The 25,062-nt window shown below is 71.5% G+C and carries 26 protein-coding genes; 8 read left to right on the top strand and 18 right to left on the bottom strand.

The window, feature by feature from the left end:
* Positions 1-11: 11 nt before the first annotated feature.
* From alc to AB0B61_RS42090, 4 genes are all read right to left on the bottom strand, one after another.
* Positions 12-956, bottom strand: coding sequence for an allantoicase (alc, locus tag AB0B61_RS42105; protein ID WP_358444760.1), 945 nt, complete (start codon positions 954-956; stop codon positions 12-14).
* A complete protein-coding gene (gene allB / locus AB0B61_RS42100) occupies positions 957-2,267 on the bottom strand; it encodes an allantoinase AllB (RefSeq protein WP_358444758.1) in 1,311 nt (436 codons plus the stop codon).
* Between the two features lie 25 nt (positions 2,268-2,292).
* On the bottom strand, positions 2,293-3,432 hold the full coding sequence (locus AB0B61_RS42095; protein WP_358444755.1) for a glycerate kinase: 1,140 nt from the start codon (positions 3,430-3,432) through the stop codon (positions 2,293-2,295).
* A 66-nt stretch (positions 3,433-3,498) separates the two neighbouring features.
* A complete protein-coding gene (locus AB0B61_RS42090) occupies positions 3,499-4,728 on the bottom strand; it encodes a hypothetical protein (protein WP_358444752.1) in 1,230 nt (409 codons plus the stop codon).
* A 45-nt stretch (positions 4,729-4,773) separates the two neighbouring features.
* Between AB0B61_RS42090 and AB0B61_RS42085 the strand changes: the two genes are divergently transcribed.
* The gene (locus AB0B61_RS42085) at positions 4,774-5,343 is read left to right on the top strand and encodes a CGNR zinc finger domain-containing protein (protein WP_358444749.1); all 570 of its coding nucleotides are present in this window, start codon (positions 4,774-4,776) and stop codon (positions 5,341-5,343) included.
* Between the two features lie 40 nt (positions 5,344-5,383).
* Here the strand turns inward: AB0B61_RS42085 and AB0B61_RS42080 are convergent, their stop codons facing one another.
* From AB0B61_RS42080 to uraD, 6 genes are all read right to left on the bottom strand, one after another.
* A complete protein-coding gene (locus AB0B61_RS42080) occupies positions 5,384-6,760 on the bottom strand; it encodes an 8-oxoguanine deaminase (RefSeq protein WP_358445020.1) in 1,377 nt (458 codons plus the stop codon).
* A gap of 119 nt (positions 6,761-6,879) precedes the next feature.
* Entirely contained in the window at positions 6,880-7,353 is a 474-nt protein-coding gene (locus AB0B61_RS42075; protein WP_358444746.1) for a (2Fe-2S)-binding protein, read from the bottom strand.
* On the bottom strand, positions 7,353-8,213 hold the full coding sequence (locus tag AB0B61_RS42070) for a xanthine dehydrogenase family protein subunit M (protein ID WP_358444743.1): 861 nt from the start codon (positions 8,211-8,213) through the stop codon (positions 7,353-7,355). Before AB0B61_RS42070 ends, AB0B61_RS42075 begins: the two co-directional genes overlap by 1 nt.
* Before the next feature lie 4 nt (positions 8,214-8,217).
* Entirely contained in the window at positions 8,218-9,090 is an 873-nt protein-coding gene (gene pucL / locus AB0B61_RS42065; protein ID WP_358444740.1) for a factor-independent urate hydroxylase, read from the bottom strand.
* Positions 9,091-9,093: 3 nt separating this feature from the next.
* Positions 9,094-9,396: a hydroxyisourate hydrolase gene (gene uraH, locus AB0B61_RS42060; protein WP_358445018.1), complete on the bottom strand. Its 303-nt coding sequence runs from the start codon at positions 9,394-9,396 to the stop codon at positions 9,094-9,096.
* Positions 9,393-9,878: a 2-oxo-4-hydroxy-4-carboxy-5-ureidoimidazoline decarboxylase gene (gene uraD, locus AB0B61_RS42055; RefSeq protein WP_358444737.1), complete on the bottom strand. Its 486-nt coding sequence runs from the start codon at positions 9,876-9,878 to the stop codon at positions 9,393-9,395. Before uraD ends, uraH begins: the two co-directional genes overlap by 4 nt.
* A gap of 155 nt (positions 9,879-10,033) precedes the next feature.
* Here uraD and AB0B61_RS42050 point away from each other — a divergent pair, with 155 nt between their 5' ends.
* Positions 10,034-10,876, top strand: a complete 843-nt coding sequence (locus tag AB0B61_RS42050; RefSeq protein WP_358444735.1) for a deoxyribonuclease IV — start codon at positions 10,034-10,036, stop codon at positions 10,874-10,876.
* A gap of 570 nt (positions 10,877-11,446) precedes the next feature.
* Here AB0B61_RS42050 and AB0B61_RS42045 read toward each other — a convergent pair.
* From AB0B61_RS42045 to AB0B61_RS42035, 3 genes are all read right to left on the bottom strand, one after another.
* The gene (locus tag AB0B61_RS42045) at positions 11,447-12,187 is read right to left on the bottom strand and encodes a LytTR family DNA-binding domain-containing protein (protein WP_358444732.1); all 741 of its coding nucleotides are present in this window, start codon (positions 12,185-12,187) and stop codon (positions 11,447-11,449) included.
* A 66-nt stretch (positions 12,188-12,253) separates the two neighbouring features.
* The gene (locus tag AB0B61_RS42040) at positions 12,254-13,426 is read right to left on the bottom strand and encodes a histidine kinase (protein WP_358444730.1); all 1,173 of its coding nucleotides are present in this window, start codon (positions 13,424-13,426) and stop codon (positions 12,254-12,256) included.
* A 44-nt stretch (positions 13,427-13,470) separates the two neighbouring features.
* Positions 13,471-14,067 (bottom strand): sulfite oxidase-like oxidoreductase, encoded by a 597-nt coding sequence (locus AB0B61_RS42035; RefSeq protein WP_358444728.1) that lies wholly within the window; start codon positions 14,065-14,067, stop codon positions 13,471-13,473.
* Positions 14,068-14,323: 256 nt separating this feature from the next.
* Between AB0B61_RS42035 and aroF the strand changes: the two genes are divergently transcribed.
* The gene (aroF, locus tag AB0B61_RS42030; protein WP_358444725.1) at positions 14,324-15,355 is read left to right on the top strand and encodes a 3-deoxy-7-phosphoheptulonate synthase; all 1,032 of its coding nucleotides are present in this window, start codon (positions 14,324-14,326) and stop codon (positions 15,353-15,355) included.
* Between the two features lie 112 nt (positions 15,356-15,467).
* Positions 15,468-15,758, top strand: coding sequence for a YiaA/YiaB family inner membrane protein (locus AB0B61_RS42025; protein ID WP_357945114.1), 291 nt, complete (start codon positions 15,468-15,470; stop codon positions 15,756-15,758).
* Between the two features lie 91 nt (positions 15,759-15,849).
* Here the strand turns inward: AB0B61_RS42025 and thiI are convergent, their stop codons facing one another.
* From thiI to AB0B61_RS42010, 3 genes are all read right to left on the bottom strand, one after another.
* On the bottom strand, positions 15,850-17,046 hold the full coding sequence (gene thiI / locus AB0B61_RS42020) for a tRNA uracil 4-sulfurtransferase ThiI (protein WP_358444723.1): 1,197 nt from the start codon (positions 17,044-17,046) through the stop codon (positions 15,850-15,852).
* Positions 17,047-17,104: 58 nt separating this feature from the next.
* Positions 17,105-17,746: a response regulator transcription factor gene (locus tag AB0B61_RS42015; protein WP_358444720.1), complete on the bottom strand. Its 642-nt coding sequence runs from the start codon at positions 17,744-17,746 to the stop codon at positions 17,105-17,107.
* 114 nt (positions 17,747-17,860) lie between these two features.
* Positions 17,861-18,961, bottom strand: a complete 1,101-nt coding sequence (locus tag AB0B61_RS42010) for a DUF5931 domain-containing protein (RefSeq protein WP_358444717.1) — start codon at positions 18,959-18,961, stop codon at positions 17,861-17,863.
* A gap of 113 nt (positions 18,962-19,074) precedes the next feature.
* Between AB0B61_RS42010 and AB0B61_RS42005 the strand changes: the two genes are divergently transcribed.
* Together AB0B61_RS42005 and AB0B61_RS42000 are read left to right on the top strand one after the other, a co-directional pair.
* Positions 19,075-20,076 carry an MHYT domain-containing protein gene (locus AB0B61_RS42005; RefSeq protein ID WP_358444714.1) on the top strand — a complete coding sequence of 334 codons (1,002 nt, stop codon included), beginning with the start codon at positions 19,075-19,077 and terminating at the stop codon, positions 20,074-20,076.
* 119 nt (positions 20,077-20,195) lie between these two features.
* Entirely contained in the window at positions 20,196-20,993 is a 798-nt protein-coding gene (locus tag AB0B61_RS42000; protein WP_358444711.1) for an MHYT domain-containing protein, read from the top strand.
* Positions 20,994-21,128: 135 nt separating this feature from the next.
* Here the strand turns inward: AB0B61_RS42000 and AB0B61_RS41995 are convergent, their stop codons facing one another.
* Entirely contained in the window at positions 21,129-22,154 is a 1,026-nt protein-coding gene (locus tag AB0B61_RS41995; RefSeq protein ID WP_358444708.1) for a 6-phosphofructokinase, read from the bottom strand.
* A gap of 78 nt (positions 22,155-22,232) precedes the next feature.
* Here AB0B61_RS41995 and AB0B61_RS41990 point away from each other — a divergent pair, with 78 nt between their 5' ends.
* The gene (locus AB0B61_RS41990) at positions 22,233-22,835 is read left to right on the top strand and encodes an IS607 family transposase (RefSeq protein WP_358444706.1); all 603 of its coding nucleotides are present in this window, start codon (positions 22,233-22,235) and stop codon (positions 22,833-22,835) included.
* Between the two features lie 235 nt (positions 22,836-23,070).
* A complete protein-coding gene (locus AB0B61_RS41985) occupies positions 23,071-23,799 on the top strand; it encodes a Clp protease N-terminal domain-containing protein (protein ID WP_358444703.1) in 729 nt (242 codons plus the stop codon).
* Here the strand turns inward: AB0B61_RS41985 and AB0B61_RS41980 are convergent.
* A partial coding sequence (locus AB0B61_RS41980; RefSeq protein ID WP_358444701.1) for a N,N-dimethylformamidase beta subunit family domain-containing protein occupies positions 23,777-25,062 on the bottom strand: 1,286 nt, incomplete at its 5' end. The genes AB0B61_RS41985 and AB0B61_RS41980 overlap by 23 nt on opposite strands.

The raw sequence follows: 25,062 nt of genomic DNA, 5'->3' as shown, positions 1-25,062 counted from the left end.
TGACCCGGTTGTCAGGCGAGGTTGCCGTACAGCCGGACCCTCGCCAGCCCTCCATCGGGATAGATGTCGACGCGCACCCGCGTGACCGGCTCGGCGTGCTCCAGGCGGAACCGGTGCGGCGTGTCGGGCTGCAACCGCGTCCTGGCCAGCAGCTCGACCTCTCGGTCACCGTCGTACCCGGTCAGTGACACCCATCCGGGCGCGTTGAACAGCAGGTTCGTGGTGTCGATCTCGGCCAGCCGGATGACGCCGCGCGCGGCGAGCCGGATGACCAGCCACTCGTTCCCGGCCTCGCGCCGCCGCGCGGTCTCCCAGCCCTCCGCCTGGTGGCGGGCCGACCCGGGGGCCAGGACGTTGTCGGGCGCCGAGTAGAACTCGTTGGAGCAGGCGATGACCCGCCCCCCGTTCGCCAGGGCGGCCAGGTCGAGGCTGAGCCCGTCGTAGAGGGACAGATCCGGCCGGACCTCGCCGTGCACGCGCAGCCGGGCGATCCCACCGTCGGGATACATGTTCAGCCGGACGTGTGTGTAACGGGATTCGTCGGTCACCTCGAAAGCGTGCTCGGCGTCCCCCTTGAGGTCGCTCCTCGGCACGATCTCCACCCAGTCGGCGTCGGCGAGCTCGGCGGGCGACGGGTAGCCGTCCACGGCCGCGGCCTCGACCGAGGCGTGGGGCGGGTAGTTGCCTTTGAACCAGGCCGTGTCGATCACCACACCGCGTACGACGCCCGGCAGGCCGAGCCGGACGATCGCCCAGTCGTGGCCGGGCTCGCGTCGGCGCCGGGTCTCCCAGCCGTCGTACACCTGGCCCTTGTTGCCGAACGTCTCCGCCTGGAAGCCGGGGCGTCCCGGCCGGATCAGGCTCTCCTTCTCGGCGAAGGACTCGTCGCTGGCGGCGACCACGGAGCCGCCGAGGGTACGCAGCGCGAGGTCGGGCAGGGCGGTGAAGCCGGGCATCTACTGCTCTCCCAACAGGAAGGTTCCGTGCGGTACGCCGTCGGTGGGCCGGCCGCGAAGCCAGGTGGTGAGGACGGCGCCCTTGAGGAGGTGGCCGTGGTAGGGCGTCACCGGGTTCTTGTGGTGGAGCCGGGCCGCGTCGACCGGGCTGACCGCTGTGGCATCGAAAGCCACCAGATCAGCATCATTGCCCACCTTTATCGCGCCTTTTCCGGAAATATTGGCCATTGCTGCTGGTTGGGTGGACATCCAGCGCACCACGTCGGCCAGCCCGTGACCGCGGCGCGACGCCTCGGTCCACACGGCGGGCAGGCCGAGCTGGAGCGAGGCGATGCCACCCCAGGCCGCCGCGAACGAGGGCACCTTGAGGTCGGCCGGCGATGGCGAATGGTCGGAGACGACGCAGCTCAGCACGCCGCTCGCCAGCCCTTCCCAGAGCAGGTCGCGGTTGGCGGCGGAGCGGATCGGCGGGCAGCACTTGTAGGCGGTCTCGCCCTCGGGCACCTGTTCGGCGGCCAGGGTCAGGTAGTGGGGACAGGTCTCGGCTGTGATGCGCACCCCTTCGGCCTGGGCGGCGGCCAGCGGCTCCAGGCAGTCAGCGCTGGAGACGTGCAGGATGTGCACCCGGGCGCCGGTCTCCCTGGCCAGCCGGATCACCTGCTCGACCGCGCTGCGCTCGGCCGTGCCCGGCCGGGAGTCCACGAACTCGCGGTACGTGGGACCGGTCGGCTCGGCGAGCAGCGCCGGGTCCTCGGCATGAACGACCATCAAGCCGTCGAACCCGGCGAGCTCCGTGAGCGCCTGGCGTACCTCCGAAGGGCTGAGCGGCGGGAACTCCTCCACACCCGACGGCGACAGGAAGCACTTGAAGCCGTGGACACCGCGGTCGTGCAGGGGGCGCAGGTCCTTGACGTTGCCAGGGATCGCGCCGCCCCAGAAACCGACGTCCACGTGGCACTGCCCGGCGGCGGCGCGCAGCTTCGCGTCGAGCGCGTCCACGGTGACGGTGGGCGGGAGCGAGTTGAGCGGCATGTCCACGATCGTGGTGACCCCGCCCGCGGCAGCCGCCCTGGTGGCCGAGGCGAACCCCTCCCAGTGGGTGCGGCCCGGCTCGTTGACGTGCACGTGGGTGTCGACCAGGCCGGGCAGCAGCGCGAGGTCGCGCAGGTCGACGTCCTCTGCCGCCTCGACCGCGTCACCGTACGCGCCGATCGCGGCGATCCGGCCGTCGCGCACGGCCACCGAGGCGGCCCGCTCGCCGTCGGGAGTGACGGTCCTGCGCGATCGGACCACCAGGTCGTAGCCGGTCATATCCACTCCAAGGCCGTACGTTCGGTCAAAGGCGGTCGGCGGCGAGCTCGGCGGCCAGGCGTTCGAGGAGCGCGGCGGCGTCGGCCATGCAGCGGGCCGGGTCGGGCTCCAGGTCGGTGAGGGCGTAGGCGGCCTCGATGCCGGCCGCCCGGAGCTCGGCGTCGGACAGGGTACGGCGGCCGCACACGGCGACCACCGGCACGCCCGCCCGGGCAGCCGCCTGGGCGACGCCGACAGGGGCCTTGCCGCGCAGCGACTGCTCGTCCAGCGAGCCCTCACCGGTGATCACCAGGCGGGCCCCCTTGACGTGCTCACCGAACCCGAGCAGGTCGAGCAGGTAGTCGATGCCCGGCTGGACCTCGGCGTGCAGGAACGCCAGCGCGGCGAACCCCACGCCACCCGCGGCCCCCGCGCCCGGAGCCCCGGCGACGCCCATCGGGCGGGGTACGTCGTCGTGCTCGACGGCGCCCGCGAGACCGTGCGTGCGGGTGGCGACGGCGGCGAGGCGGGCGAGCGCCCGGTCCAGGACCGGCACCTCCTCCAGGGTCGCGCCCTTCTGCGGGCCGTAGACCGCCGCGGCGCCGTGCGGGCCGAGGAGCGGGTTGTCGACGTCGCTGGCCACCACCACCTCGATACCCGTCATGTCCGTGAAACCGGTGATGTCGATGCGGTCGAGCCTGCCCAGGGCGGCTCCGCCGTACTCGAGCTCGTCGCCCTGAGCGTCGAGGAAGCGGGCGCCGAGCGCCTGCGCCATGCCCGCGCCCCCGTCGGTGCAGGCGCTGCCGCCCAGGCCCAGCACGATGCGCTTGGCGCCCTGGCGGATCGCGTCGGCGACGAGCTCGCCGGTGCCGTAGCTCGTGGCGGTGAGCGGCTCGAGCCCGCCGGGAAGGCGGCGCAGGCCGGACGCCTCGGCGAGCTCGACCACGGCGGTCTCGCCGCGCCGCGCGTACGAAGCCTGGACGGGCTCGCCCGTGGGCCCGGTGACCTGGCGGGAGACGCGGGCGAAGCCGCAGGCCACGACCGCGTCCACGGTGCCGTCTCCCCCGTCGGCGACAGGCAGCTCTACCGCCGGGACGCCCAGCCCCGCCGACACATGGGCCGCCACCTCGGCGGCGGTCAGCGACCCCTTGAACTTGTCGGGGGCAACGAGCACATGCTCAACCACTACGAACTCCCACACGATGACGAACGGCGAACGGCCCCGCCTCCGGGGAGACGCGACGATTCATCATCACATCTCGGCGGACGGCGCCTCGAACTGGCGTCCGGTGCCGGCGGCCTCGGCGGCCGAGGAGCCCAGGGTGAGTGCGGTGCCCATCAGCACGCACAACCCGATCGCGGCCTGCGCGCCCACCCGGTCCACCAGCCACGCCACCGCGAGTCCCGCCGCGCCGTAGCCGAGCCCGGCCGCCGCGTACATGCCCGAGAACCCCGCCGCCCACTGCGAGGGCGGCAACCGGTCCTGAAGCGCCACCGCCCTGGCCGTCAGCGCGGGCGTCTCCAGCAGCCCCGCCACCGCGAACAGCGCCACGACCGCCCCCAGCGCCGGCACCAGCGCGGCGGCTCCGAGCGCCAGGCCGATACCGCCCGCCAGCAGCGCCGCGTGCCCGAGCGGCGAACCCCGCCAGGCTCGCGACCCATAGGCGAGCCCTCCCCCGGCGCCCGCGAGCGCGAACGCGGTCAGTACCGGCCCCGACAGCCCGGCCCCGGCCCCGAGGTCGGTCAGCAGCACCGGCAGCGCCAGGCTGACGGCGCCGAACGCGAACATCAGCCCCCCGTCGTACACCATGGCCGGCCAACTCGCCCGCCACCACCCGGCCGCCGCTACCGCCGGAGGCTGTCCCGGATCGCGCAGCCGCCGCCCCACGACGGCACCGGCCGCCGCCAATGCCGCCATGGCCAGGACCGGTATCCGGGCATCCAGCAGAGCCAGCCCGCCCACCAGGGCCGGGGCGACCGTCCACACCGTGGTACTGGCCGCCGACTCGAGGCTGAGGGCGGCGACACGGTGTTCGGCCGGTGCCAGCCGTACCAGCAGCGCCCTGAGACCACCGTGCGCCCCGGACGAGACCCCGCCCCCCACCGCGGCGAGCCCGAGCAGCGCAACCGTGGCCACCGCGCCGGAAGAGGCGACGGCGAGCGCCGGGGCGGCCGTGAGGACCGTGGCCACGATGGCGAGGGCGGCGAACGCGGCGGCCTCCACGGCGAGCACCAGAGCGGCCTCCCTGCCAGGCGGTCTGACGTCGAACCTCCTGCCCAGCGGCCCGGCGGCCACCGCCTCGGCCAGCGCGTGGCCGCCGCCGAGCAGGGCGCCGATCGCGTACGAGCCCGTGACGGCGTGCCCGAGGAAGACCAGCGCCAGCGGCGCCATGGCCACCGGAAAGCGCTGACAGACCAGAACAGCGAACCACACGCCGATCCCCGGCGCCCGCAACACGGCTAAATAGTGTTTACCGGTCATACGCTTAGACGGTAACAGTTACCGGCTAACAGGTAAACTGGTTACATGGTCGAGAGTGTGGCCCCTGGGGGGCTGGAGCAGGTCAGAGAGTTCGTCAATACGTGGCGCCTGCCCAACGACACGCGCTTGCCCGAGGATCGCCTGCCCGAGCTGATCGCCGTACCCACAGCCTGGACCGCCGCCCTCCCCGACGTGCCCACCCCGCGGCCCCCGGCACAAGCAGCCGACTCGGGCGGGCTGGCCGAGTTCGTGGAGTTGCGTACGGCGCTGCGGGAGTCACTCGGCGTGGAGCGGCCGGTGGCGCTGGAACGGTGGCTCCGCCGCCACCCTCTGCGGGCCGAGATCTCGGCCGACCCCGAGGCCCCCGCACTGATTTTGCGTCCGGTGGACGGCAGTGCGGTAGGGCACCTCCTGGCGCTGGTCGCGGAGGCGGTCAGGGCCGGGCAGTGGGCGCGGCTGAAGGCGTGTCCCGACTGCGCCTGGGTCTTTTACGACCACAGCAGGAACGGCGGCCGCAGATGGTGCGCGATGAGCGCGGGCGGCCCGGACGGACGCGGCTGCGGCAGCATCGCCAAGGTCCGCGCCTATCGCGAGCGCAAGCGCGACCACGCCTGACGCACGCGCCCGCCGCGTGCTTCACGGCAGAAGGGCGTGGTCACCGGTGGATCTCCTTCGTGGCGGTGATGCCGTGCTTGTCGGCCAGCCGGGTCAGGCGGCGGTGGGCCTCGGCGCCCGCGCGGCCGACGGCGTCATGGGCGACGGTCCTGAGCTCGTCGTCCTCGACGACCGTCTCGCCGCCGACCAGCAGCCGGGCCAGCGGCGGCTGGCGGGTGGCGAAGACCAGGCGGCAGACCGGGTCGCTCACCGCCGTGGCGAACGGCTCGTCCACCCGCCACAGCGCGATGTCCGCGAGCTTGCCCACCTCCAGCGTGCCCAGCTCGTTCTCACGGCCGAGGTTGCGGGCCCCGCCGAGCGTGGCGAGCTCGAGGGCCTGCCGGGCGGTCAGCGCGCCGGGACCGTGCACGGCCCGCTGGAACAGCAGTGCCTGCCGCATCTCGCCGGACAGCGTGGTCAGCTCCGAGGAGGCGCTGCCGTCCACGCCGAGGCCGACGTTCGCGCCGCGGCGCAGCATCTCCGACACCCTGGCGATTCCGGCGCCGAGCCGGCCGTTCGAGGAGGGGCAGTGCGCGGAGCCGGTGCCGGTGGCGGCGAGCTTGCCGATGTCGGCGTCGCTGAGGTGCACCGCGTGCGCGAACCACACGTCGGGGCCGAGCCAGCCGAGCTTGTCCATGTACTCGACGGGCCGCATGCCGAACTGGGCGCGGCAGTGCTCCTCCTCGTCCAGCGTCTCGGCCAGGTGGGTGTGCAGGCGCACTCCCCGGTCCCTGGCGAGGGCGGCGGCCTCGGTCATCAGCTCACCGCTCACCGAGAACGGCGAGCAGGGCGCCACCGCGATCCGCAGCTTCGAGGAGAACGACGGGTCGTGGTGGACGTCGATGGCCTCGGCGGTGGCGGCGAGGATCTCGTCGAGCCGCTCGACGACGACGTCCGGGGGCAGGCCGCCCTGCGACTCGCCCCTGTCCATGGAGCCGCGCGCCGGGTGGAAGCGGATGCCCAGCTCGCGCGCCGCGTCGATCTCGGCGGCGAGCAGGTCACCGCGCCCCTTGGGGAAGACGTAGTGGTGGTCGCTGGAGGTGGTGCAGCCGGACAGGGCCAGGTGGCCGAGCCCCGCGCCGGCCGCGCCCCTGACGACCTCGGCGTCCATGGCGGCCCACACGGGGTAGAGGGCCACCAGCCACTCGAACAGCGTCGCGTCCTGGGCCAGGCCCTGCGAGGCCCACTGGTAGAGGTGGTGGTGGGTGTTGACCAGGCCGGGCGTGGCCAGGCAGCCGGTGCCGTCGATCCGGGTGGTCGGCGGGGTGGCGGGCGCTTCGGCCATGGGGCCGAGGCCAGTGATCAGATCACCCTCGATACGGATATATCCGGACTCGATCTCCGGCCCGGCGACAGGCGCGATGTAGACGTTGTCGATCTGCGCAGAGCCCGACTGCGCGGATCCGGACGGCGCGCGGCCACTCTGCCCGTGGCCGGTCTGTCCGGGGCCGGGCTGTCCGGGGCCGGGCTGTCCGGGGCCGGGCTGCGTAGGAGAGGTCACCTGGTCGCCGCCTTTCGCTCGGCCGCCAGCCGTACCGCGTCCAGGATCTTCTCGTAGCCGGTGCAGCGGCACAGGTTGCCCGCGAGGGCCTCGCGGATCTCCGCGTCGGACGGCCGGTCGACGCGGTCGAGCAGGTCGTGCGTCTGCACGATCAGACCGGGCGTGCAGAAGCCGCACTGCACCGCGCCGCTCTCGACGAACGCCTCCTGCACGGGGTCGAGCCGGTCGCCGTCGGCCAGGCCCTCGACGGTACGCACCTGACGGCCCTCGGCCTGCCCGGCGGCGACCAGGCAGGCGCAGACCGGCGTACCGTCGAGATAGACCGTGCACGATCCGCATTCGCCCTGCTCGCAGGCGTTCTTGGAGCCGGGCAGGCCGACCCGCTCGCGCAGCACGTACAGGAGGCTCTCGCCCTCCCACACGTCGTCGGCGCACTCCTCGCGGCCGTTGACGGTGAAGGTGACGCGCATCAGGCGGCCCTCCTTCCTCGGTAGTCGTTCCAGGCCCAGGTCAGCGTGCGGCGGGCCATCACGGCGATGGCGTGCCTGCGGTAGTCGGCGGTGCCGCGCACGTCGTCGATCGGCGAGGCGGCCTGGGCGCACAGCTCGCCGAACCGATTGAGCACGGCGGGGTCGAGCCGGGCGCCCCAGTCGAGCTCGCGGCCCAGGAACTCCTCGGCCTCCAGCGCCCTGCGCGGCGTGGGCGCGGCCGAGCCGAGGCCGGTGCCGACCCGCCCCTCTTCCGGATGCAGCGCGACCGCGAACGAGCACACCGCGATGACCATGGCGTTGCGGGTGCCGACCTTGGAGAAGTATTGAGGCCCGGTGGCGGGTTCGAGGTGGACGGCTCTGATCAGCTCGTCCGGCCGCAGCGCGGACCGCTTGACGCCCAGGTAGAACTCGTGCGCGGGGATCATCCTGACGCCCCCGTCGCGCGACTCCACCTCGATCACCGCCCCGGCGGCGAGCAGCGGCGGGTGGCTGTCCCCGGCGGGCGAGGCCGCGCCGAGGTTCCCGCCGACGGAGCCGCGGTTGCGGATCTGCGGCGAGCCGACCGTCCGCGACGCCTGCGCGAGCCCCGGCAGCGGGCCACCGAGCTCCTCGATGATCGTGGTGTACGGCACGGCGGCGCCGACCCGGTAGTGGCCGTCCTCCAGGGACCAGGCACGCAGCTCGGGCACGCGGGTCAGGTCCAGCAGCGCCTCCGGCCGTCGCACGTCGAAGTTGATCTCGACCATCACGTCGGTGCCGCCCTGGATGGGCACGGCCCCGGGCCGGTCCGCCTTGGCGGCCAGCGCCTCGTCCCATGTCGTGGGGCGCAGGAATTCCATCGCTCTACTCCCAGGCGAATGCGGCGTCAGGGGCGTCCTCGCGCAGCACGCCGCCCTCGATCAGGCCATAGGGGCGGTCGGCCGCGAAGTAGACCTCGTTGTCGTTGTCCAGGCCGAACGGCGAGAGGTCCACCAGGAAGTGGTGCTTGTTCGGCATCGCGAACCTGATCTCGCAGATCTCGCCTCGGCTGTCCAGTACCCGTTTTCCCATCGCGTACAGCGTCTGCTGCAGCGACAGGCTGTGCGTGTCGGCGAACGCCTCGAGCAGGCAGCGCCGTACCTCCGCGTACGACTTGCCGTACGCCGACCCTTCTGAAGCGTGGCGCCACCGGGCGGCGACGGCCGTGGCAAGGACGCGGTCGGTGGTCGGCGGCAGCGTGGTGTACTCGTCCTGGATGTAGCCGTGGAACTCCGACCCCGTCGAGTTGAGCACGACCAGGTCCTTCAGCCCGGAGACCACGGTGGTGCGGCCGTCGCGGTCGTGGTGGACGACGCAGGTGCGCACCTCGCCGCCCTTGCGCGCGAACGAGTGCGGCCGGTCGCCGCCGATCCGCTCCCAGGCGTACTCCTCGATCTCCACCCTGGCGTGGTGGATCGGGGGTTGAGACGCGACGTAGTGCCTGGCCAGCAGCAGCGCGAAGTCCTCGATCTGGTCGACGCCGTGCTTCTTGGCGAAGGCGTAGACGGTGTTCTTCTGCGAGTCGGTCGGCAGGACGGTGGCGTTGTCGCCGGTCAGGTGGACGGCCTCCATGTCGCCGGAGAGCGAGGAGCTGACGCTCAGGTCCTTGAGGTGGTGGACGTCGCCCTCCCGGACGACGCGGACGAGCCTGGTCTCCGCCTTGCCGTAGCGGTTGGGGCCCAGGATGACGTCGGGCACGTTCTAGCTCCCTCGGTAGGTGGAGTAGGCGTACGGGCTGAGCAGCAGCGGCACGTGATAGTGCGCGGCCGGGTCCGTCACGGTGAAGGTGATGACGACCTCGGGGTAGAACGTGTCGGCCAGGTACGCCCCGGTGTCGAAGACCACCCGGTGGACGCCGGCGCCGGGGTTCCAGCCCTTGATCCGGCCGTCGGCGTCGGTGCGGCCGTCGGCCACGACCTCGCCCTCGTACTCCAGCCGTACGGCCACTCCGGCGGCGGGGCGGCCGGTGACGGCGTTCAGGACGTGCGTGGAGAAGCTCATCAGGACCCCTCCAGCAGCTTGACCAGCCGCAGTCTGGTGATCTTGGCCAGCTCGTCGCGGACGGTGGCGCGTTCGCTCTCCTCGTCGTGGAGCAGGCGTTCGCGCAACCTGGCCAGCATCTCGGCGCCCGTCAGGCCGGTGGCGCAGATCAGGTAGACGTGGCCGAAACGGTCTTCGTACGCCCGGTTGCCCTCGGCCAGCTCGGCGCGCGTGTCGTCCTCGACGCCCGACTGCTCCTGCCTGGACCAGGCGCTCTCGGCGCGCTCCCCGATCCTGGGGTGGGCGCTGAGCGCTTCGAGGACGTCGGGCCAGGCCAGGCCGCGCACGGCCGCGTCGGCGGCGGCGGCGAGCTGGTCCGGGTCACGGTAGGGGCGCCGGGCCGCGACGGACCTGGCGAAGGCGCGGGAGGCGCAGCAGGCGAGCAGCTCCGCCTCGGCGTCCTCCAGGGCGTTGAACCCGGCCAGACCGGTGAGCGTGTTGGGCATAGCAGCAGTACACACACCCGCCTGGTGCCCGGTCCATCCGCAAGAACTCTCAAGTGGCCCAGCGGTTGGCTAGGACTTTTCGTGTCATGCTCCAAGCTCGCCGCATATCCCGCCCGGCCGGTCCGCTCCGCCACCCGCCTAAACTGATAGGCATCATGACCCCAACCTCTCTCATCGGCGGGCACGTCTCCGTCGCGGGCGGCCTGGCGACGGGCGGTCTGGCGTACATGGCCGAGATCGGCGCCGAGATGATCCAGGTGTTCGTCACCAACCCGCGCGCCTGGGCGCTGACGCCGGGCAAGCCCGAAGAGGACGCCGCGCTGGCCGCGTCGGGTGTCGATACCTTCGTGCACGTCCCCTATCTGGCCAACTTCGGCTCGCCCAACCCCGAGACGGTGGCCGGCACCATCGCGCTCGTCCGCTACACGCTGCGCCGCGGCGCCGAGGTCGGCGCCAAGGGAGTCGTGGTGCACACGGGCTCGGCGGTGACGCAGCCGCGCGACGACGCGATGAGTCAGCTGCGCGAGCACCTGCTGCCGCTGCTCGAGGAGATCCCCGAGGGCGGCCCCGACCTGCTGCTGGAGCCGATGGCGGGCCAGGGCGCGATGCTCTGCGCCACGGTGCAGGATCTGGAGCCCTACCTGGCGGCGCTCGACTGGCACCCGCGGGCCAACATCTGCCTCGACACCTGCCACGCGTTCTCGGCCGGGCACGACCTGGTCGCGGCGAGCGGGGTCAAGGAGACGTTCGACGCGCTGCACGCGATCGCGCCGGGGCGGCTGAAGCTGATCCACGCCAACGACTCCAAGGACGTGTGCGGCTCGAAGAAGGACCGCCACGAGAACATCGGGGCGGGGCACATCGGCGCACAGCCGTTCGCCGAGCTCATGCGGCACCCGGCCGTGGCGGGCGTCCCCATCTGCATCGAGACGCCGGGCAAGGCCGACAAGCACCGCGAGGACATCGCCACCCTCAAGAAGCTCCGCGACGAGCCGTAACGGCCGGCCTTGGCACACGTGTCGGGACGCCCGCTCTCGCGATCCGGCCACCCCCGTAAGGCCGGATCGCGGTCCTTCCGCGGCCACAGCGGGCGTCCCACACGTGCTCGGCAGGCGGGCCCTGCCCCCCGGTAGAGGGCCCGACAGCCGTGGTGACCTGCGTGGTCACCGGAGGATCCGACGCATCAGACTAATCAGCGAGCCTTTCGGCTCGTCCCCCCCGATGCGCCGGGTGGCTTCCGATGCGCAAACACTACGGTCGCGATCTTGCGGGCGAACCCCCGTTTACGGACAGCTCGTCGAACGGTCTGTAGTCATCGCCATACGGAGCGTACGGATGCGACGAGCGGCGGTTCCAGCACGACGAACGGTCGCTTCCGCGGCCCCGCGATCTCCAACACGACGGCCGCCGGGCCGCCACAGAGACACCCGACCCGGTGTGACCAGGGAACTCGCCACCATCACGGAGAAAACGCCCGGCGCGGCGAACCGCGCGGGGGGCCGTTCACACTCCCCGCGTTCACGCCCACCCCGCCCGGGAAACGGGCGGCACAACGGGTCGGCGACGGGTCAGGAGATGGCGCCGCGATGCTGGCGGACCAGCTGCTCGCGCACCTGGCGGCTGTGCCGCCTGCTCACCTGGAGCGTCTGCGTGCCGACGGTCAGCATCACCCTGCCGCCCTCGAATCTGAGCTCGCTCACGTGCCTGGCGGAGACGAGAGTGCTGCGGTGCACCCGGATGAACCCGGCGTCGGCCCAGCGCCGCTCCAGCGCCGCCAGGGACATGCGTACGAGGTAGCTGCCGTCGACCGTGTGCAGGCGCACGTAGTCGCCTTTCGCCTCGGCGTACCAGACCGCCTGCTGCGGCACGAACCTGGTGATCCCGCTCAGCTCAACCGGGATCACGTCGTCGAGGGCCGGCTCGGCGACCGGCGCCACGGCCACCTCCAGCCGGCGCACCGCCTCGGCCAGCCGCTCGGCCCGGACCGGTTTCAGCAGGTAGTCGACGGCCTCCAGCTCGAACGCCCGCACGGCGCAGTCCTCGTGCGCCGTGACGAACACCAGCCGGGGCGGGCTGGGGAAACCGCCGACGAGCTTGGCCAGGTCGAGCCCGTCGATGCCGGGCATCCGGATGTCGAGGAACACCCCGTCGAGCCGCTCGCCGGTCCCGATCATCTGGACCATGTCCTGCAGGGCCGCGACGCCATCGCTCGCGGTCGTGACCCGCTCCACCCTGGCGTCCTTGCGGAGCAAGTAGGCCAGTTCTTCCAAAGCGGGCAGCTCATCGTCGACGGCCAGCACACGCAGCATGACCACCACGCTGCCTTAATAACGGCTAGGTCACAAGCCACTTGAGCACGCAGCGCGAATAATTGGCTACAGAGAGCTGAGGCGCGTCTTGGGCACCCGGAGCCGCACGGTGGTGCCCGAGCCCAGCGCCGTCTCCACCACCAGCCCGTAGCCGTCGCCGTAGATCTGGCGCATCCGCACGTCCACGTTGGCCAGGCCGATGCCGTTGCCCTCGCGCCTCGGGTCGTCGTCGAGCACCCGCCTGACGTGCTCGGGATCCATGCCGGTGCCGTCGTCCTCGACCGTGATGTGCGCCTCCGGCCCGGCGTCGCGGGCCACCACGCGGACCTGGCCGATGCCGCCGCGGCTGCCCATGCCGTGCTTGATCGCGTTCTCCACCAGCGGTTGCAGGCACAGGAACGGCACCGGCACCGGCAGCACCTCCGGCGCCACCTGCACGCTGAAGCGCAGCCTGTCGCCGAAGCGCGCCCGCTCCAGCAGCAGGTAGCGGTCGACGCAGGTCAGCTCGTCGGCCAGGGTGGTGAAGTCGTGCGCCCGGCGCAGCGCGTAACGGGCGAAGTCGGCGAAGTCCAGCAGCAGCTCCCTGGCCCGCGCCGGATCGGTGCGGACGAAGGAGGCGATCGTGGTCAGCGCGTTGTAGATGAAGTGCGGCGAGATCTGCGCTCGCAGGGCGCGCATCTCCGCCTCCAGCGCGCGCCGCCGCGAGGTGTCGAGCTCGGCCAGCTCCAGCTGGCCCGACACCCACCGGCCGACCTCGGTGACGGTACGCACCAGCGCCGCGCTCACCTCCTGGTCGAAGGCCGCCAGCGTGCCGGTGAGCTTGCCGTCGACGAGCAGTGGCACCACGACCGCGCCGTACGGCTCCCCGGCGAACACCTGCGGCCGCCCGGAGGCCAGCGTGGTGCGGGCGTAGGTGAGCACCTCGTCGGTGCACGGGCCGTCCCAGGCCAGCGCCGCCTCGGTCGAGGTGATCGCGACAGCGTAGGTGCCGAGCAGGGCGTGCAGATGGCGTACGGCCTTGCGGGCCGAGTCGCGGTTCAGCCCGGCGCGCAGCGAGGGGGCGGCCAGGGCCGCGATGTGCAGCGCCGTGTACGTCGCCTCGTCCTTCCAGTCACCCCGGGGAGGAACGGCCGGATCGGACGGCTCGCGCGGCTCCCGACGTCCCCGCGACACCAGGGCGACGGCGTAGCCGAGGACGAAGGTCAGGCAGGACAGCACCACGCACGCGGTGGTCGACATGCGGGCAACCGTAGCCAACAACGGACCGTGTTCGGGCGGAAACCCTACGGAGGGCCCTCGCCGGGTTCTTCCTGGTAGGAGTAGCGTTGCTCGCGCCAGGGGTCAGCCACGTTGTGGTAGCCGCGTTCCTCCCAGAAGCCTCGCCGATCTTCGAGGAGATACTCGATGGCCCGCACCCATTTGACGCTCTTCCAGGCGTACAGATGGGGCACGACGGCACGTACGGGGAAGCCCCGGTCGGCGCTGATCGGCTTGTCGTCCAGTTCCATGGCGAACAGCGTGTCCGAGGCGGTGAAGTCGGACATCCGAAGATTGGCGCTGTAGCCGTACTCGGCCCAGATCATCACGTGTCGCACGCCCGGGTCGGGCGGGGCCGCCGCGACGATCGTCGCCGGGCTGACGCCCCGCCACTCGTTGCCCATGATCGAGAACTTGGTGACGCAGTGGAAATCCGCGATGACGCCGGTGCGGGGCAGGCTCTCGAACTCCGGCCAGGTGAAGCAGTGTTCCTCGCCCGAGGCGGTGGCTCCGAAGACGCGGAAGTCCCAGCTCTCGGGCCGGAACTGCGGCACCCTGCCGTAGTGGATCACCGGCCGGCCGCGCGGGACGTACTGGCCCGGAGGCAGCCGCGATTCCTCCACGTACACTCCCCTCGCCGGTTTCCGTGGTCTTGGGCCATCCTGCCATCGGCCCGTGTCTGCCTTGCGCGCGGGTGCGGTGCGCTACGATGGCGACTATGCGTAAAGCGTTCGTGTTTTGGTATGGCGACGGACCCGTGTCCGTTCGCCACCTGACGCTGCGCTAGCAGACAGGCGAACGAAAGGCCCCGGGTCCTCATGGACCCGGGGCCTTTCGGCGTTTCCAGGGCTTTTCCGCGCTTGATCGAAGGAGCAGCAGATGGTGATCGTGATGGGCCAGGAGGCAACCGGTGATGACATCGCGTCGATCGTCGCGGTCGTCCAGGCGGCCGGGGTAGAGGCATTCGTGAGCAGGGGCGTACGGCGCACGATCGTCGGGCTGGTGGGCGATGTGACCCAGCTCGACGAGGCGAGCCTGCGCGGCATGCCGGGGGTACGCGAGGTGATGCGGGTGAGCACCCCCTACAAGCTGGTGAGCAGGGAGAACCATCCCGAACGCTCCACGGTCCACGTGGGCGGCGTGCCGATCGGCCCCGGCACCGTGACACTGATCGCGGGGCCGTGCGCGGTGGAGACGCCCCAGCAGACGCTGGAGGCGGCCAGGATGGCGATGGCGGCGGGCGCGACCCTGCTGCGCGGCGGCGCCTTCAAGCCCCGCACCTCGCCGTACGCCTTCCAGGGGCTGGGCGAGCAGGGCCTGCGCATCCTCGCCGACGTCCGCGAGGAGACCGGGTTGCCGATCGTCACCGAGGTGGTCGACGCGCAGGACGTCGCCCTGGTCGCCTCGTACGCGGACATGCTGCAGGTCGGCACCCGCAACGCACAGAACTTCGCGCTGCTGCAGGCGGTCGGCGCGGCGGGCCGGCCGGTCATGCTCAAGCGCGGCATGAGCTCGACGATCGAGGAGTGGCTGATGGCCGCCGAGTACATCGCGCAGCGCGGCAACCTCGACATCGTGCTGTGTGAGCGCGGTATCCGGACGTTCGAGACCGCCACGCGCAACACCCTCGACGTCTCGGCCGTGCCGGTGGCGCAGCGGCTGTCGCACTTGCCGGTGATCGTCGACCCGTCGCACTCGGGCGGGCGGCGCGACCTGGTGCTGCCGCTGACGCGGGCGGCGATCGCCGTGGGCGCCGACGGCGTCATCATCGACGTGCACCCGCATCCCGAGCAGGCCATCGTTGACGGGCCGCAGGCGCTGGTCGACACCGACCTGGGCGAGCTGGCCCAGATCATGCGGGACTTCCCGCCGCTGCTCGGCAAGACCGCCGCCGCCGCGCTGACGGTCTGATCCGCGTGGGATGAGTACGGCCGGCACCCCGCGCCCGGTCGGCCGTACTCATGAGTAACTTGAGTACGTGACCCCATGTGCCGACATGTCGCCCAGCATGAAGATGGTCGACATGACGAAGCCCATCCAACCCACTCAGACCACCGCCTACTACGTCCAGGCCATCCTGTCGTTCGGCGTCTCCGTGTCGTCCGTGGTGCTCGCCCTGGTCTACCTCCCGGCCTCCGGGTGGATCAGGGCCTTCCTCGCACTGGGCGTCCTGTACGTCATCACCTCGACCATCACGCTCAGCAAGGTCGTCCGCGACCGTCAGGAGCTGTCGGGGGTCAGCACCCGCGTCGACCAGGCCCGCCTGGACAAGCTGCTCGCCGAGCACGACCCGTTCAGGGTGGACGCGTCCTGACATGTCCTGACGCGGCAGGCGCTCTCACAAGCCTGAGACCGGGTCGCCCAACGGAATGGTCCCCCACGGGCGGCCCGGCCTCAGCCCAGGCTCAGAGCTTGTATTCCTGGATCGAGTCGGCGAGCTGGACGGCCAGCTCCTCGGCGTCCAGCCGCTTCTCGATCTGCTTGAGATCCTCGATCTTCGCGCGCGTCTCGGCCCGCTTGGGAGCCAGCAGCGTGCAGCAGTCCTCGTCGGGCAGCTCGGAGATCTCCAGCGTGCCGATGCGCCGGGCCTCGGCCATGATCTCCGTCTTGTCCCAGCCCACCAGCGGGCGCAGGATCGGCAGCTCGACCGCGTGGTCCTGGGCCGTGATGTTGGTCAGGGTCTGGGAGGAGACCTGGCCGAGGGCGTCGCCGGTGATCAGCGCGGCGGCGCGGATGCGGTGCGCGACCTCCTCGGCCGTCTTGAGCATGAGCCGGCGCTGGGCGATCACCGCGAGCCGGTCCTGGCCGGACGAGCGGATCGACTGCTGGGCCTTGCCGAACGGCACCACCCACAGCCGCGACCGGCCCTGGAACCGGTCGAGCTTCCTGACCAGCGCGTACGCCTTGTAGATCGACTCGGACGTGGTGAACGGGATGCCCGAGAAGTGCAGGAAGTCGACGTGCAGGCCGCGGCGCATCATCCGGTAGGCGGCCACCGGCGAGTCGATGCCGCCCGACATGAGCACCAGCGCCCGGCCGCTGCTGCCGACCGGCAGGCCGCCCTGGCCGGGGATGCCGCCGGTGAAGACGAACACCTCGTCCTTGTCGACCTCGATGGAGATCGTCAGCTCCGGGTTCTTCAGGTTGACGGGCAGGCCGTACTCGTCGTTGATGGCGCCGCCGACGAGCCGGTCGAGCTCGTTGGAGCGCAGCGGGAAGCGCTTGTCGCGGCGGCGGGAGCGCACCGCGAACGTGGCACCGCGCTTGACCTCCTCGCGCTCGGACACCAGCTCCAGGCTGGCCTTGAGCACGGCGTCGGGGTCCTTGGCGACCCGCCAGGCCGAGTGGATCCAGACCAGCCCCGGCACGTCGGCGACCCGCTTGGCCACGGTCTCCGACTGCTCGGCCGTGGCGCCGTCGGGCAGGAAGATCGCGATGACGCCGTGCCGCTTGCGCACGTCGAGCTTGAGACCGAGCTCCTTGACGGCTTCGCGGATGTTGTCGACCAGGCGGCGTTCGAAAATGTCGCGGTTCTTACCTTTGAGGACGATCTCGCCCAGCTTGAGCAGAACGCATGGCTCGCCCAGGGCGGACATCGACATGGCAGAACCTCCGGGAGTGATGGGGACGCGCCGAGGCCAACGCCCCGACCCACCGAGTTTAGTCCGCGTCGAGCCCCTGCTCGATCGCATATCGCACCAGTTCTACCCGGTTGTGGAGCTGGAGCTTCTGGAGGGTGTTCTGGACGTGGTTCTGTACGGTCCGGTGCGAGAGCACGAGCCGGTCGGCGATCTGCCGGTAGGACAGGCCCTTGGCGACCAGCCGCAGCACCTCGGTCTCCCGCTCGGTCAGCCGGGGCCCCTCGGCCGGCGCGGACTGGACGGCGAGCCGCCGGTACTCCCCCAGCACGAGCCCGGCCAGACCGGGCGTGAACACCGCGTCGCCGTCCGCGGTCCGCCGGACGGCGTCGAGGAACTCCTCCCGGCTCGCCGACTTCACCAGATATCCGGAAGCGCCGGCCTTGACCGCGTCCAGCACGTCGTCCTGCTCGGCGCTGGCCGACAGCACCAGCACCTTCGGCGGCACCGGCATCCCGGCCAGCCCTTCGGCCACCTCCGCCCCCGACATGTCGGGCAACCGCAGATCGAGCACCACCACCTCGGCCAGCACCGCCCCGGCCACGCGAAGCGCCTGACGCCCCTCGCCCACGGCGGCGACCACCTCGTAGCCCGCCTCGGCCAGATCCCTGGCGACCCCGTCGCGCCACATCGGATGGTCGTCCACCACCATCACCCGCACCATGGCCGCCACTCTAAGGTCGCGACGACGACCCGTCTCCTCCCGCTCCCTGGAGGGCATCCTCCCGAAGGACCCAACGACCACAGACCGTCCTCTTCCGCTCCCCGGGAGGGGGTCCTAGGCGGGCACCGTCAGCTCGATCTCCGTGCCCTCCCCCGGAACGCTGGTGATCGAGACCTTCCCGCCGAGACCCTCGACACGCCCGCGGATGGACTGCGAGACGCCTAACCGGCCGGCCGCCGCGACCTCCTCCAACCGGCCGACCGGAATCCCCGGCCCCTCGTCGCGGACGCTGACCGTAACCGTGCCGTCCCCCGACTCGGCGAACACCCACGCCCGCGCCGCCGGCCCACAGTGCGCGCGCACGTTGTCCAGGGCCGCCCCCACGGCCGCCGCCGTCTGCTCCGCCACCGGCCCCGGCAGCGCCAGGGGCGTCGCCGGGGTCGAGATCGTCACACACTCCGAGCCGTACCGCATGAGCAGCGCCCGCAGATCCGCCACCCCAGCGGGCGGGGAGGCGGGCCGGATGAACAGCGAGCGCAGGGCCGATTCCTGCTCTCCGGCGAGCCGGCCCAGCTCCGCCGCCTCGCCGCCCAGCTCCTGGCCGCGGCGCCGGACCAGCGCCAGGACCTGCAGGACCGAGTCGTGCACGTCCCGCGCCAGCCGATCGCGTTCGCGCTGCGCCGCCTCCATCTCGACGGCCCGCTGCATGCGTTCCTCCGCCCGCTTGGCCAGCCGCGCCACGTGGCCGACCACCACGCCCGTCATGAACAGCAGCACCGCGCCGTTGATCAGGACGGGCGCGTCGGGCCCGTGGATCCGCAGCCACAGGTCCGCCGCCGCCACGACGGCCGCGGCCACCGTGCCGAGCCGCCGGCCGCCGTGCACCGCCCAGGCCAGCACCGGGCCCGCGATCCAGGTGGCCGGGACCGGCATGGTGCCCTCACCGGGCTGCTGGGCGCCCTGCGCGTACGGCGAGGCCAGCAGGCAGGCCACGGCCACCAGGAGGTCGAGCACGAGCAGCGGCCACCGGCGCAGCGCCTCGACGGAGTACGCGAAGATCGCCGCGGCCGTCCACAGCCCCATGACGCCGATCACCAGCCACCCCGTGAGCGGCTCCGCGTAGCCCCGGTGCTGCGCCATCAACACCGCCGCGTACAGCAGCGAAACGACGCGGAAGACCGCGATCGCACGCCAGAACGGCCTCTCGATACCCATGAGCCCTTCTCACGTTCCGACATTACAGGTTGACAGATAGTCGAGATATCCATGTGATTCGGACAGGCCAGCTGGCACAATCCGGTGACCCCTAATGCAAGGAAACTGACTTAATGTCCGCTGTTAACCATTTCACCCACGGCCCGCTCACGCCGCTCCTCGCGTACGTGATGTCGTGCATAGGGTCGATGCTCGGACTGCGGCTGACCGCTCAGGCGCACGCCTCACGAGGCGCCTCGCGGATTCGGTGGCTGATCGGAGCGGCCATCTCCATCGGCGGCACCGGCATCTGGGTCATGCACTTCATCGGCATGATGGGCTTCGAGGTCGAGGGCACCCAGATCAAGTACGACGTGCCGCTGACGGTCGCCTCCGCCGTCGTGGCCATCGTGGTCGTCGGCACCGGCCTGTTCCTGGTCTCGTACGGCGGTGGCCGGCTGCTCGCCCTGCTCGGCGGCGGCCTGCTGACCGGCCTGGGCGTGGCCAGCATGCACTACCTCGGCATGTACGCGATGAACATGTCCGCGCACGTCTCCTATGACCGCAAGGTGGTGGCCGCCTCCGTCGCGATCGCCGTGATCGCCGCGACCGTGGCCCTGTGGTTCACGATGCGGGTCAAGCGCGCGATCTGGATCGCCGGCGCGGCGCTGGTCATGGGCGTGGCCGTCTCGGGCATGCACTACACCGGCATGTACGCGATGCTCGTCACGGTCGACGCCGAGCCCAGCGCCGTGCCGGGCGCCGACGCCCTCGACTTCCTCGTGCCGCTCATGACCGTGATCAGCCTGATCACGCTGACCATGCTGCTCATGGTCATCCTGTCGCCGTCGGAGGAGGAGCTGTCCGAGGACGCCGAGCTGGTCGCCCGGCTGGAGCTGCGCCGGCGCGCCAGCGAGCAGCCGCAGCCCTACCCCGCCCCCACTCCCCTTCGCCCGCGGCCCGCCCAACAGCAGCCCGCCCAGCAACGGCCCGTTCAGCCGCAACCCGCACGGCGACCGCAACCCGTCTTCGGCGCCCCCGTCCCCGAGCCGCAACCGATCTTGGGCGCGCCTACATCCCCGCGGCAGCAGGGGTTCCCGCAAGATTCGCCACGTTCCAAAACTCGCCGAAGGTAGTTGCAAAATCACCTGAGCCCTGCTCATACTCCCTTATTCACCTCTAAGGGACGTGTGTGCGTATGTCGCCTATTGACCACTTCTCGTATGGGCCCCTGACCCTCCTTGTCGCCTACGGCATGTCCAGCATCGGGTCCATGCTCGGCCTGCTGCTGACCTCGCGGGCCCGCCTGGTCAGCGCCAAGGAGGCCAGGTACTGGCTGGCGGGCGCGGCGGTGGCCATCGGCGGCACCGGCATCTGGACGATGCACTTCATCGCCATGCTGGGCTTCGCGGTGCGGGGCACGGTGATCCGCTACGACATGCCGCTCACCGCGGCCTCCGCGGTGCTCGCGGTCGTGGTGGTCGGCGCCGGGCTGTTCGTGGTCTGGAGCGGCGGCGAGCGCCTGTCGTACCTGCTCGGCGGCGGCGTCCTGACGGGCATCGGCGTGGCCGGCATGCACTACCTGGGCATGTCCGCGATGAACATGGCGGGGGACGTCGCCTACGACCCGCTGTTCGTGGCGCTGTCGGTGCTCATCGCGATCGTCGCGGCCACCGTCGCGCTCTGGTTCACCCTGCGGGTCCGCGGCGCGCTCAAGATCGGCGGCGCGGCGCTGGTCATGGGCGTCGCGGTGACCGGTATGCATTACACGGGGATGTACGGGATGTCGGTGCACGCGCACAGCCCGGCGGGGCCGGTCACCGGCGCGAAGGCCATCGACTTCCTGCTGCCGCTGATCGTGGGGCTCAGCGTGATCACCATGGGCCTGCTGCTCACCGTCATGCTCTCGCCCTCGGAGAAGGAGCTGCACCGGGAGGCGGAGTTCCGCGCCCGGCTGGAGGGACGCGTCCCGCCGCGGCCACAGGGTGGTGCCCGGGCGACACAAAACGGGGGCGCGCCGGATGTGGATCTCTTCGGCACGCCCCGTTCTTGAGCTATGTCATAGGTACGGCTTGCGGCGCGTGGTGGGCCGCCGACTCGCCGCGGCGCAAGCCGTACCCTGAGGGGGTTGTAGCGGTAACCCCGCTGATACAGAAGCTACGGCCGCCCGCTTGCAAGCCGCTTTCAATCAGCCGAAGAACACCTCGGCCTCCGCGTAGCGCGACACCGGCACCGTCTTGAGCTCGGCCGTCGCCACGTCGAGCCCGACGCGGACCATGTCGGTGCCGCGCAGCGCCACCATCTTGCCGTAGTCGCCCTCGTGCACCGCGTCGATCGCCTGCAGCCCGAACCTGGTGGCCAGGACCCGGTCGTAGGCCGTCGGGGTGCCGCCGCGCTGGATGTGGCCGAGCACGGTGGTGCGGGCCTCCTTGCCGGTGCGCTTCTCGATCTCCTTGGCCAGCACCTCGCCGATGCCGCCGAGCCGTACGTGGCCGAACGCGTCGAGCTCGCCGGCCTGCAGCGCGATCTGGCCCTCGATCGGGTGCGCGCCCTCGGCGACCACGAGGATCGGCGAGTAGCGGGTGCGGAAGCGCGACTCGACGTACTCGCAGACGCGGTCGATGTCGAACGGCCGCTCGGGGATCAGGATGACGTTGGCGCCGCCCGCCATGCCCGCGTGCAGCGCGATCCAGCCCGCGTGCCGGCCCATGACCTCGCAGATGAGCGCCCGGTGGTGGGACTCGGCGGTGGTGTGCAGGCGGTCGATGGCCTCCGTCGCGATGTTGACGGCGGTGTCGAAGCCGAAGGTGTAGTCGGTGCCCGACAGGTCGTTGTCGATCGTCTTGGGCACGCCGACGACCTTGACGTCGCGCTCGTGGAGCTGGCTGGCGACACCGAGGGTGTCCTCGCCGCCGATGGCGATCAGCGCGTCGACGCCGGTGGCCGCCAGGTTCTCCTTGATGCGGTCGACGCCCCCCTCGATCTTGATGGGGTTGGTACGCGAGGAGCCGAGAATCGTGCCACCCCGCGGAAGGATGCCCCGTACGGCCTGGATGTCCAGCGGCATCGTGTCGCCTTCGAGCGGGCCGCGCCAGCCGTCACGGAACCCGACGAACTCGTGGCCGTAGACGCTCACCCCCTTACGCACGACCGCCCTGATCACCGCGTTGAGTCCGGGACAGTCGCCGCCCCCGGTGAGCACTCCGATTCGCATGACGGGTTCCTCCTATGGGTTTCTTGCCGTTAGTGAAAACATCAGCTCTTCTCAGTCTTCGTCTGAGATTGTCGATATGTGAAGCTCTCGGAGTGGGCGCGGCGGAACGGCGTGCATTACCAGACCGCCTGGCAGTGGGCGCGGGACGGGAAGATGCCCGTCCCGGTGGTCAAGACCGCCACCGGTAGGTACATGGTCCTCGATCGGACGGCCGAGGTCACGGGCCGGACGGTCGCGTACTGCAGGGTGTCCGGCACCGACCAGCTGGCCGAGCTCGATCGGCAGGCGGCCCGCGTGGTCCGCGCGGCCACCGCGATGGGCCTGACGGTCACCGAGGTCGTCGGCGAGGTCGGCTCGGGCATGGACGGCGACCGGCCGAAGCTGGCCCGCCTGCTGCGCGACGCGTCCGTGGGCGTGATCGTGGTCGAGCGCCGCGACCGGCTCGCCCGGTTCGGGCTGGAGCAGTTGTCGGCCGCGCTGGAGGCCACCGGCCGCCGGATCGTGGTCACCGACGACACGGAGGCCGCCGAGTCCGGCGCCGTCGCCGGCGCCCGGGTCGACGACGAGCTGTTGCGCGACATGGCGGAGGTCCTCACCTCGCTGTGCGCCCGGTTGTACGGCCGGCGCTCGGCCGCCCGCAGGGCCAGGGCCGCGCTCCGGGCCGCCTTCGAGGCAGCGTGAGGCGGCGCATGTCCCCGGCGATCGAGGCGCATGCCGATGGAGCCGGCACGAGGATCACTAAGATTCTCCGAACGGTTTCACGACCTGGACCGTAATTCTGCCCGTCCACGCGGCCAGTGGTCTAGACCAAACGCGAGCGTAGCGAGCGAAACCCCTTTCAGGGAGGCGATTTCGCGGGATCCCCCATCGTCAACCTTGGGTTGACGGCCATGCATCGTCAACCTATGGTTGACTCATGGATCAGACCGTGCGTCTCGACGACCTCATCAACGCGATCAAGAGCCGTCACCCCGACGGCGACCCCCTGGGCCAGCTCTCCGACGCGGTGACGCTGGGCGAGCACCTGGGCGAGGTGGCCGACCACCTCATCGGCCACTTCGTCGACCGGGCCCGGCACTCAGGCGCCTCCTGGACCGACATCGGCCGCAGCATGGGCGTCACCAAGCAGGCCGCCCAGAAACGGTTCGTCCCCAAGGAGGGCGGGCTGGCCGAAGAGCTCCGCGCCTACGCCCGCTACACCGACCGGGCGCGCTCGGTCATCGTGCGGTCCGAGCAGGCGGCCATAAGCGCGGGCAGCGAGTACATCGAGCCAGAACATCTCGTGCTCGGGCTGCTGAGCGAGCCGGAGGCGCTGGCGGCCAAGGCCATGGTGACGCTCGGCGCGCCGCTGGAGCGGGTCGAGGAGATCATGACGGCCATGCTCGCCCCGCCGAGCGAGAACGCGCCCGACAAGCCGCCCTACGCCCCGCAGAGCAAGAAGGCCCTGGAGCTGACGCTGCGCGAGGCCCTGCGACTCGGCCACAACTTCATCGGCACCGAGCACATCCTGCTCGGCGTGCTGTCGCTCGGCGAGGGGACGGCCGTGGCCGCGCTCGACGGGCTCGGCGTGACCAAGGAGGGCGCCGAGCCCGAGATCCAGCGGATGCTCGCCGAGATCCTGCTCAGGCGCCAGGGGAAGGCTTAGGGCGCCCCGCCGGGCCCTGGGCGAACCTGGTCAGGATGTTGCGCGTCGCGCGGCGGGTGAAGGCGGCGGCGGCCTTGGTGACCCCGTGGCCGCACTGCCTTCCCCGCATCCCGCACACCCAGCGCATCGTTCCGGAGGCGAACACCCCGGCCCCTCCCGGGGCGGTGTAGTAGGTGCTGTCGGAGGACGTCGCCCGGCCGCCGCAGTCGACCGGCGAATGGGCCAGCACCTTGATGTTCTCGGGCGAGCCGGCGGACACCTTGTCGGTCTCGACGCCGGCCAGGCCGGGGAAGCGCCTGCCCCGGGTGCCCTCGAAGATCCAGTGGCCGGGCCTGCGCAGCACGTAGGCCGCCTCCGCGGGGAAGCAGTCGTACTCCTGCCCGACCAGCGCGCTCTCCGGCGCGGACGCGCGCCAGAGCGGGCACTGGCTCTCCTTGTCGCACATGACCATCCGGCCGTACAGCCCGATGCGCCAGTAGACGGCGTTGGCGCCGAGGAAGGCCAGGTTCGTGCCGGCGTCGCGGGCCTTGGTGACGGCGGCGCGCATGCCCGGCGACCAGTACTCGTCATGCCCCAGGGACACCACGGCTTTGGCGCCGTCGAGCACGCCGGGCCGCAGGTCCAGGCTGGTCAGGTAGGCCAGCGGCACCCCGCTCCGCTCGGCCAGCTCGATCGCGGACAGTTCGAAGTCGAGGAAGAGCCGCGCGCCCGAGGTGTCGTAGGGCCGGTCGAAGGTCACCTTGCGGGAGCGGTCGTCGAACCCGGCCGGACCCTGGTAGAGGCTGCGGCCGCCCCACAGGTTGTACGCCTGCCAGGTGGTCACCGCGTTGACCAGCACCACCCGCCCCTGTGTCGAGGCCGAGCGCACGGTGATCGGGACGTAGCGCTGGCCGCCGCTGGAGGCGTCCAGGCGTACCAGGTAGGCGCCCTCCCGCCAGCCGGTCGTGTCGACGGTGAGCGAGGGCTTCCAGTGGGCGGCCGTGACCATGCCCTCCACCGTCTGGGGCGGCGCCTGACGCACCCCGGGGAGCGGGCCGGAGTGCCACACCTCCGCCGGGTGGGCGCCCACGCGGAAGGCGCGCGCGGTGAAGCGTGGCGCGGTCGTGGAGACGCGCATCCGGAACCGCTCGCCGGGCAGCACGCTGACGCGGTCGGCGTATCCCTCGATCTCGTGCTCCGCGCCGCGCTCGGTGATGCGCCAGCGCACCGGACGGGCGGCGGGCACCTCGGCGGGGGCGGGCGCGGCGGCTTCAGGCGCCGGGG

The sequence above is a fragment of the Nonomuraea sp. NPDC049158 genome (assembly GCF_040648335.1).
GTDB lineage: Bacteria > Actinomycetota > Actinomycetes > Streptosporangiales > Streptosporangiaceae > Nonomuraea.
Note: the sequence above shows the minus strand (reverse complement) of the source record. Positions and strands in the feature narration are given on the sequence as shown.

Excerpts from the sequence above, each read along its gene's own strand:
- AB0B61_RS42025 (WP_357945114.1), top strand. The coding sequence starts at position 15,468 with ATGACGAAGCCCATCCAACCCACTCAGACCACCGCCTACTACGTCCAG.
- AB0B61_RS42015 (WP_358444720.1), bottom strand. The coding sequence starts at position 17,746 with ATGGTGCGGGTGATGGTGGTGGACGACCATCCGATGTGGCGCGACGGG.
- AB0B61_RS42005 (WP_358444714.1), top strand. The coding sequence starts at position 19,075 with ATGTCCGCTGTTAACCATTTCACCCACGGCCCGCTCACGCCGCTCCTC.
- uraD (WP_358444737.1), bottom strand. The coding sequence starts at position 9,878 with ATGCCCAACACGCTCACCGGTCTGGCCGGGTTCAACGCCCTGGAGGAC.
- alc (WP_358444760.1), bottom strand. The coding sequence starts at position 956 with ATGCCCGGCTTCACCGCCCTGCCCGACCTCGCGCTGCGTACCCTCGGC.
- AB0B61_RS42050 (WP_358444735.1), top strand. The coding sequence starts at position 10,034 with ATGACCCCAACCTCTCTCATCGGCGGGCACGTCTCCGTCGCGGGCGGC.
- AB0B61_RS42075 (WP_358444746.1), bottom strand. The coding sequence starts at position 7,353 with ATGCGCGTCACCTTCACCGTCAACGGCCGCGAGGAGTGCGCCGACGAC.
- aroF (WP_358444725.1), top strand. The coding sequence starts at position 14,324 with ATGGTGATCGTGATGGGCCAGGAGGCAACCGGTGATGACATCGCGTCG.
- AB0B61_RS42040 (WP_358444730.1), bottom strand. The coding sequence starts at position 13,426 with ATGTCGACCACCGCGTGCGTGGTGCTGTCCTGCCTGACCTTCGTCCTC.
- AB0B61_RS42070 (WP_358444743.1), bottom strand. The coding sequence starts at position 8,213 with ATGGAATTCCTGCGCCCCACGACATGGGACGAGGCGCTGGCCGCCAAG.
- thiI (WP_358444723.1), bottom strand. The coding sequence starts at position 17,046 with ATGTCGATGTCCGCCCTGGGCGAGCCATGCGTTCTGCTCAAGCTGGGC.
- AB0B61_RS42045 (WP_358444732.1), bottom strand. The coding sequence starts at position 12,187 with ATGCTGCGTGTGCTGGCCGTCGACGATGAGCTGCCCGCTTTGGAAGAA.
- AB0B61_RS42010 (WP_358444717.1), bottom strand. The coding sequence starts at position 18,961 with ATGGGTATCGAGAGGCCGTTCTGGCGTGCGATCGCGGTCTTCCGCGTC.
- AB0B61_RS41995 (WP_358444708.1), bottom strand. The coding sequence starts at position 22,154 with ATGCGAATCGGAGTGCTCACCGGGGGCGGCGACTGTCCCGGACTCAAC.
- AB0B61_RS42090 (WP_358444752.1), bottom strand. The coding sequence starts at position 4,728 with ATGACCGGTAAACACTATTTAGCCGTGTTGCGGGCGCCGGGGATCGGC.
- allB (WP_358444758.1), bottom strand. The coding sequence starts at position 2,267 with ATGACCGGCTACGACCTGGTGGTCCGATCGCGCAGGACCGTCACTCCC.
- AB0B61_RS41985 (WP_358444703.1), top strand. The coding sequence starts at position 23,071 with ATGGATCAGACCGTGCGTCTCGACGACCTCATCAACGCGATCAAGAGC.
- AB0B61_RS42085 (WP_358444749.1), top strand. The coding sequence starts at position 4,774 with ATGGTCGAGAGTGTGGCCCCTGGGGGGCTGGAGCAGGTCAGAGAGTTC.
- AB0B61_RS42000 (WP_358444711.1), top strand. The coding sequence starts at position 20,196 with ATGTCCAGCATCGGGTCCATGCTCGGCCTGCTGCTGACCTCGCGGGCC.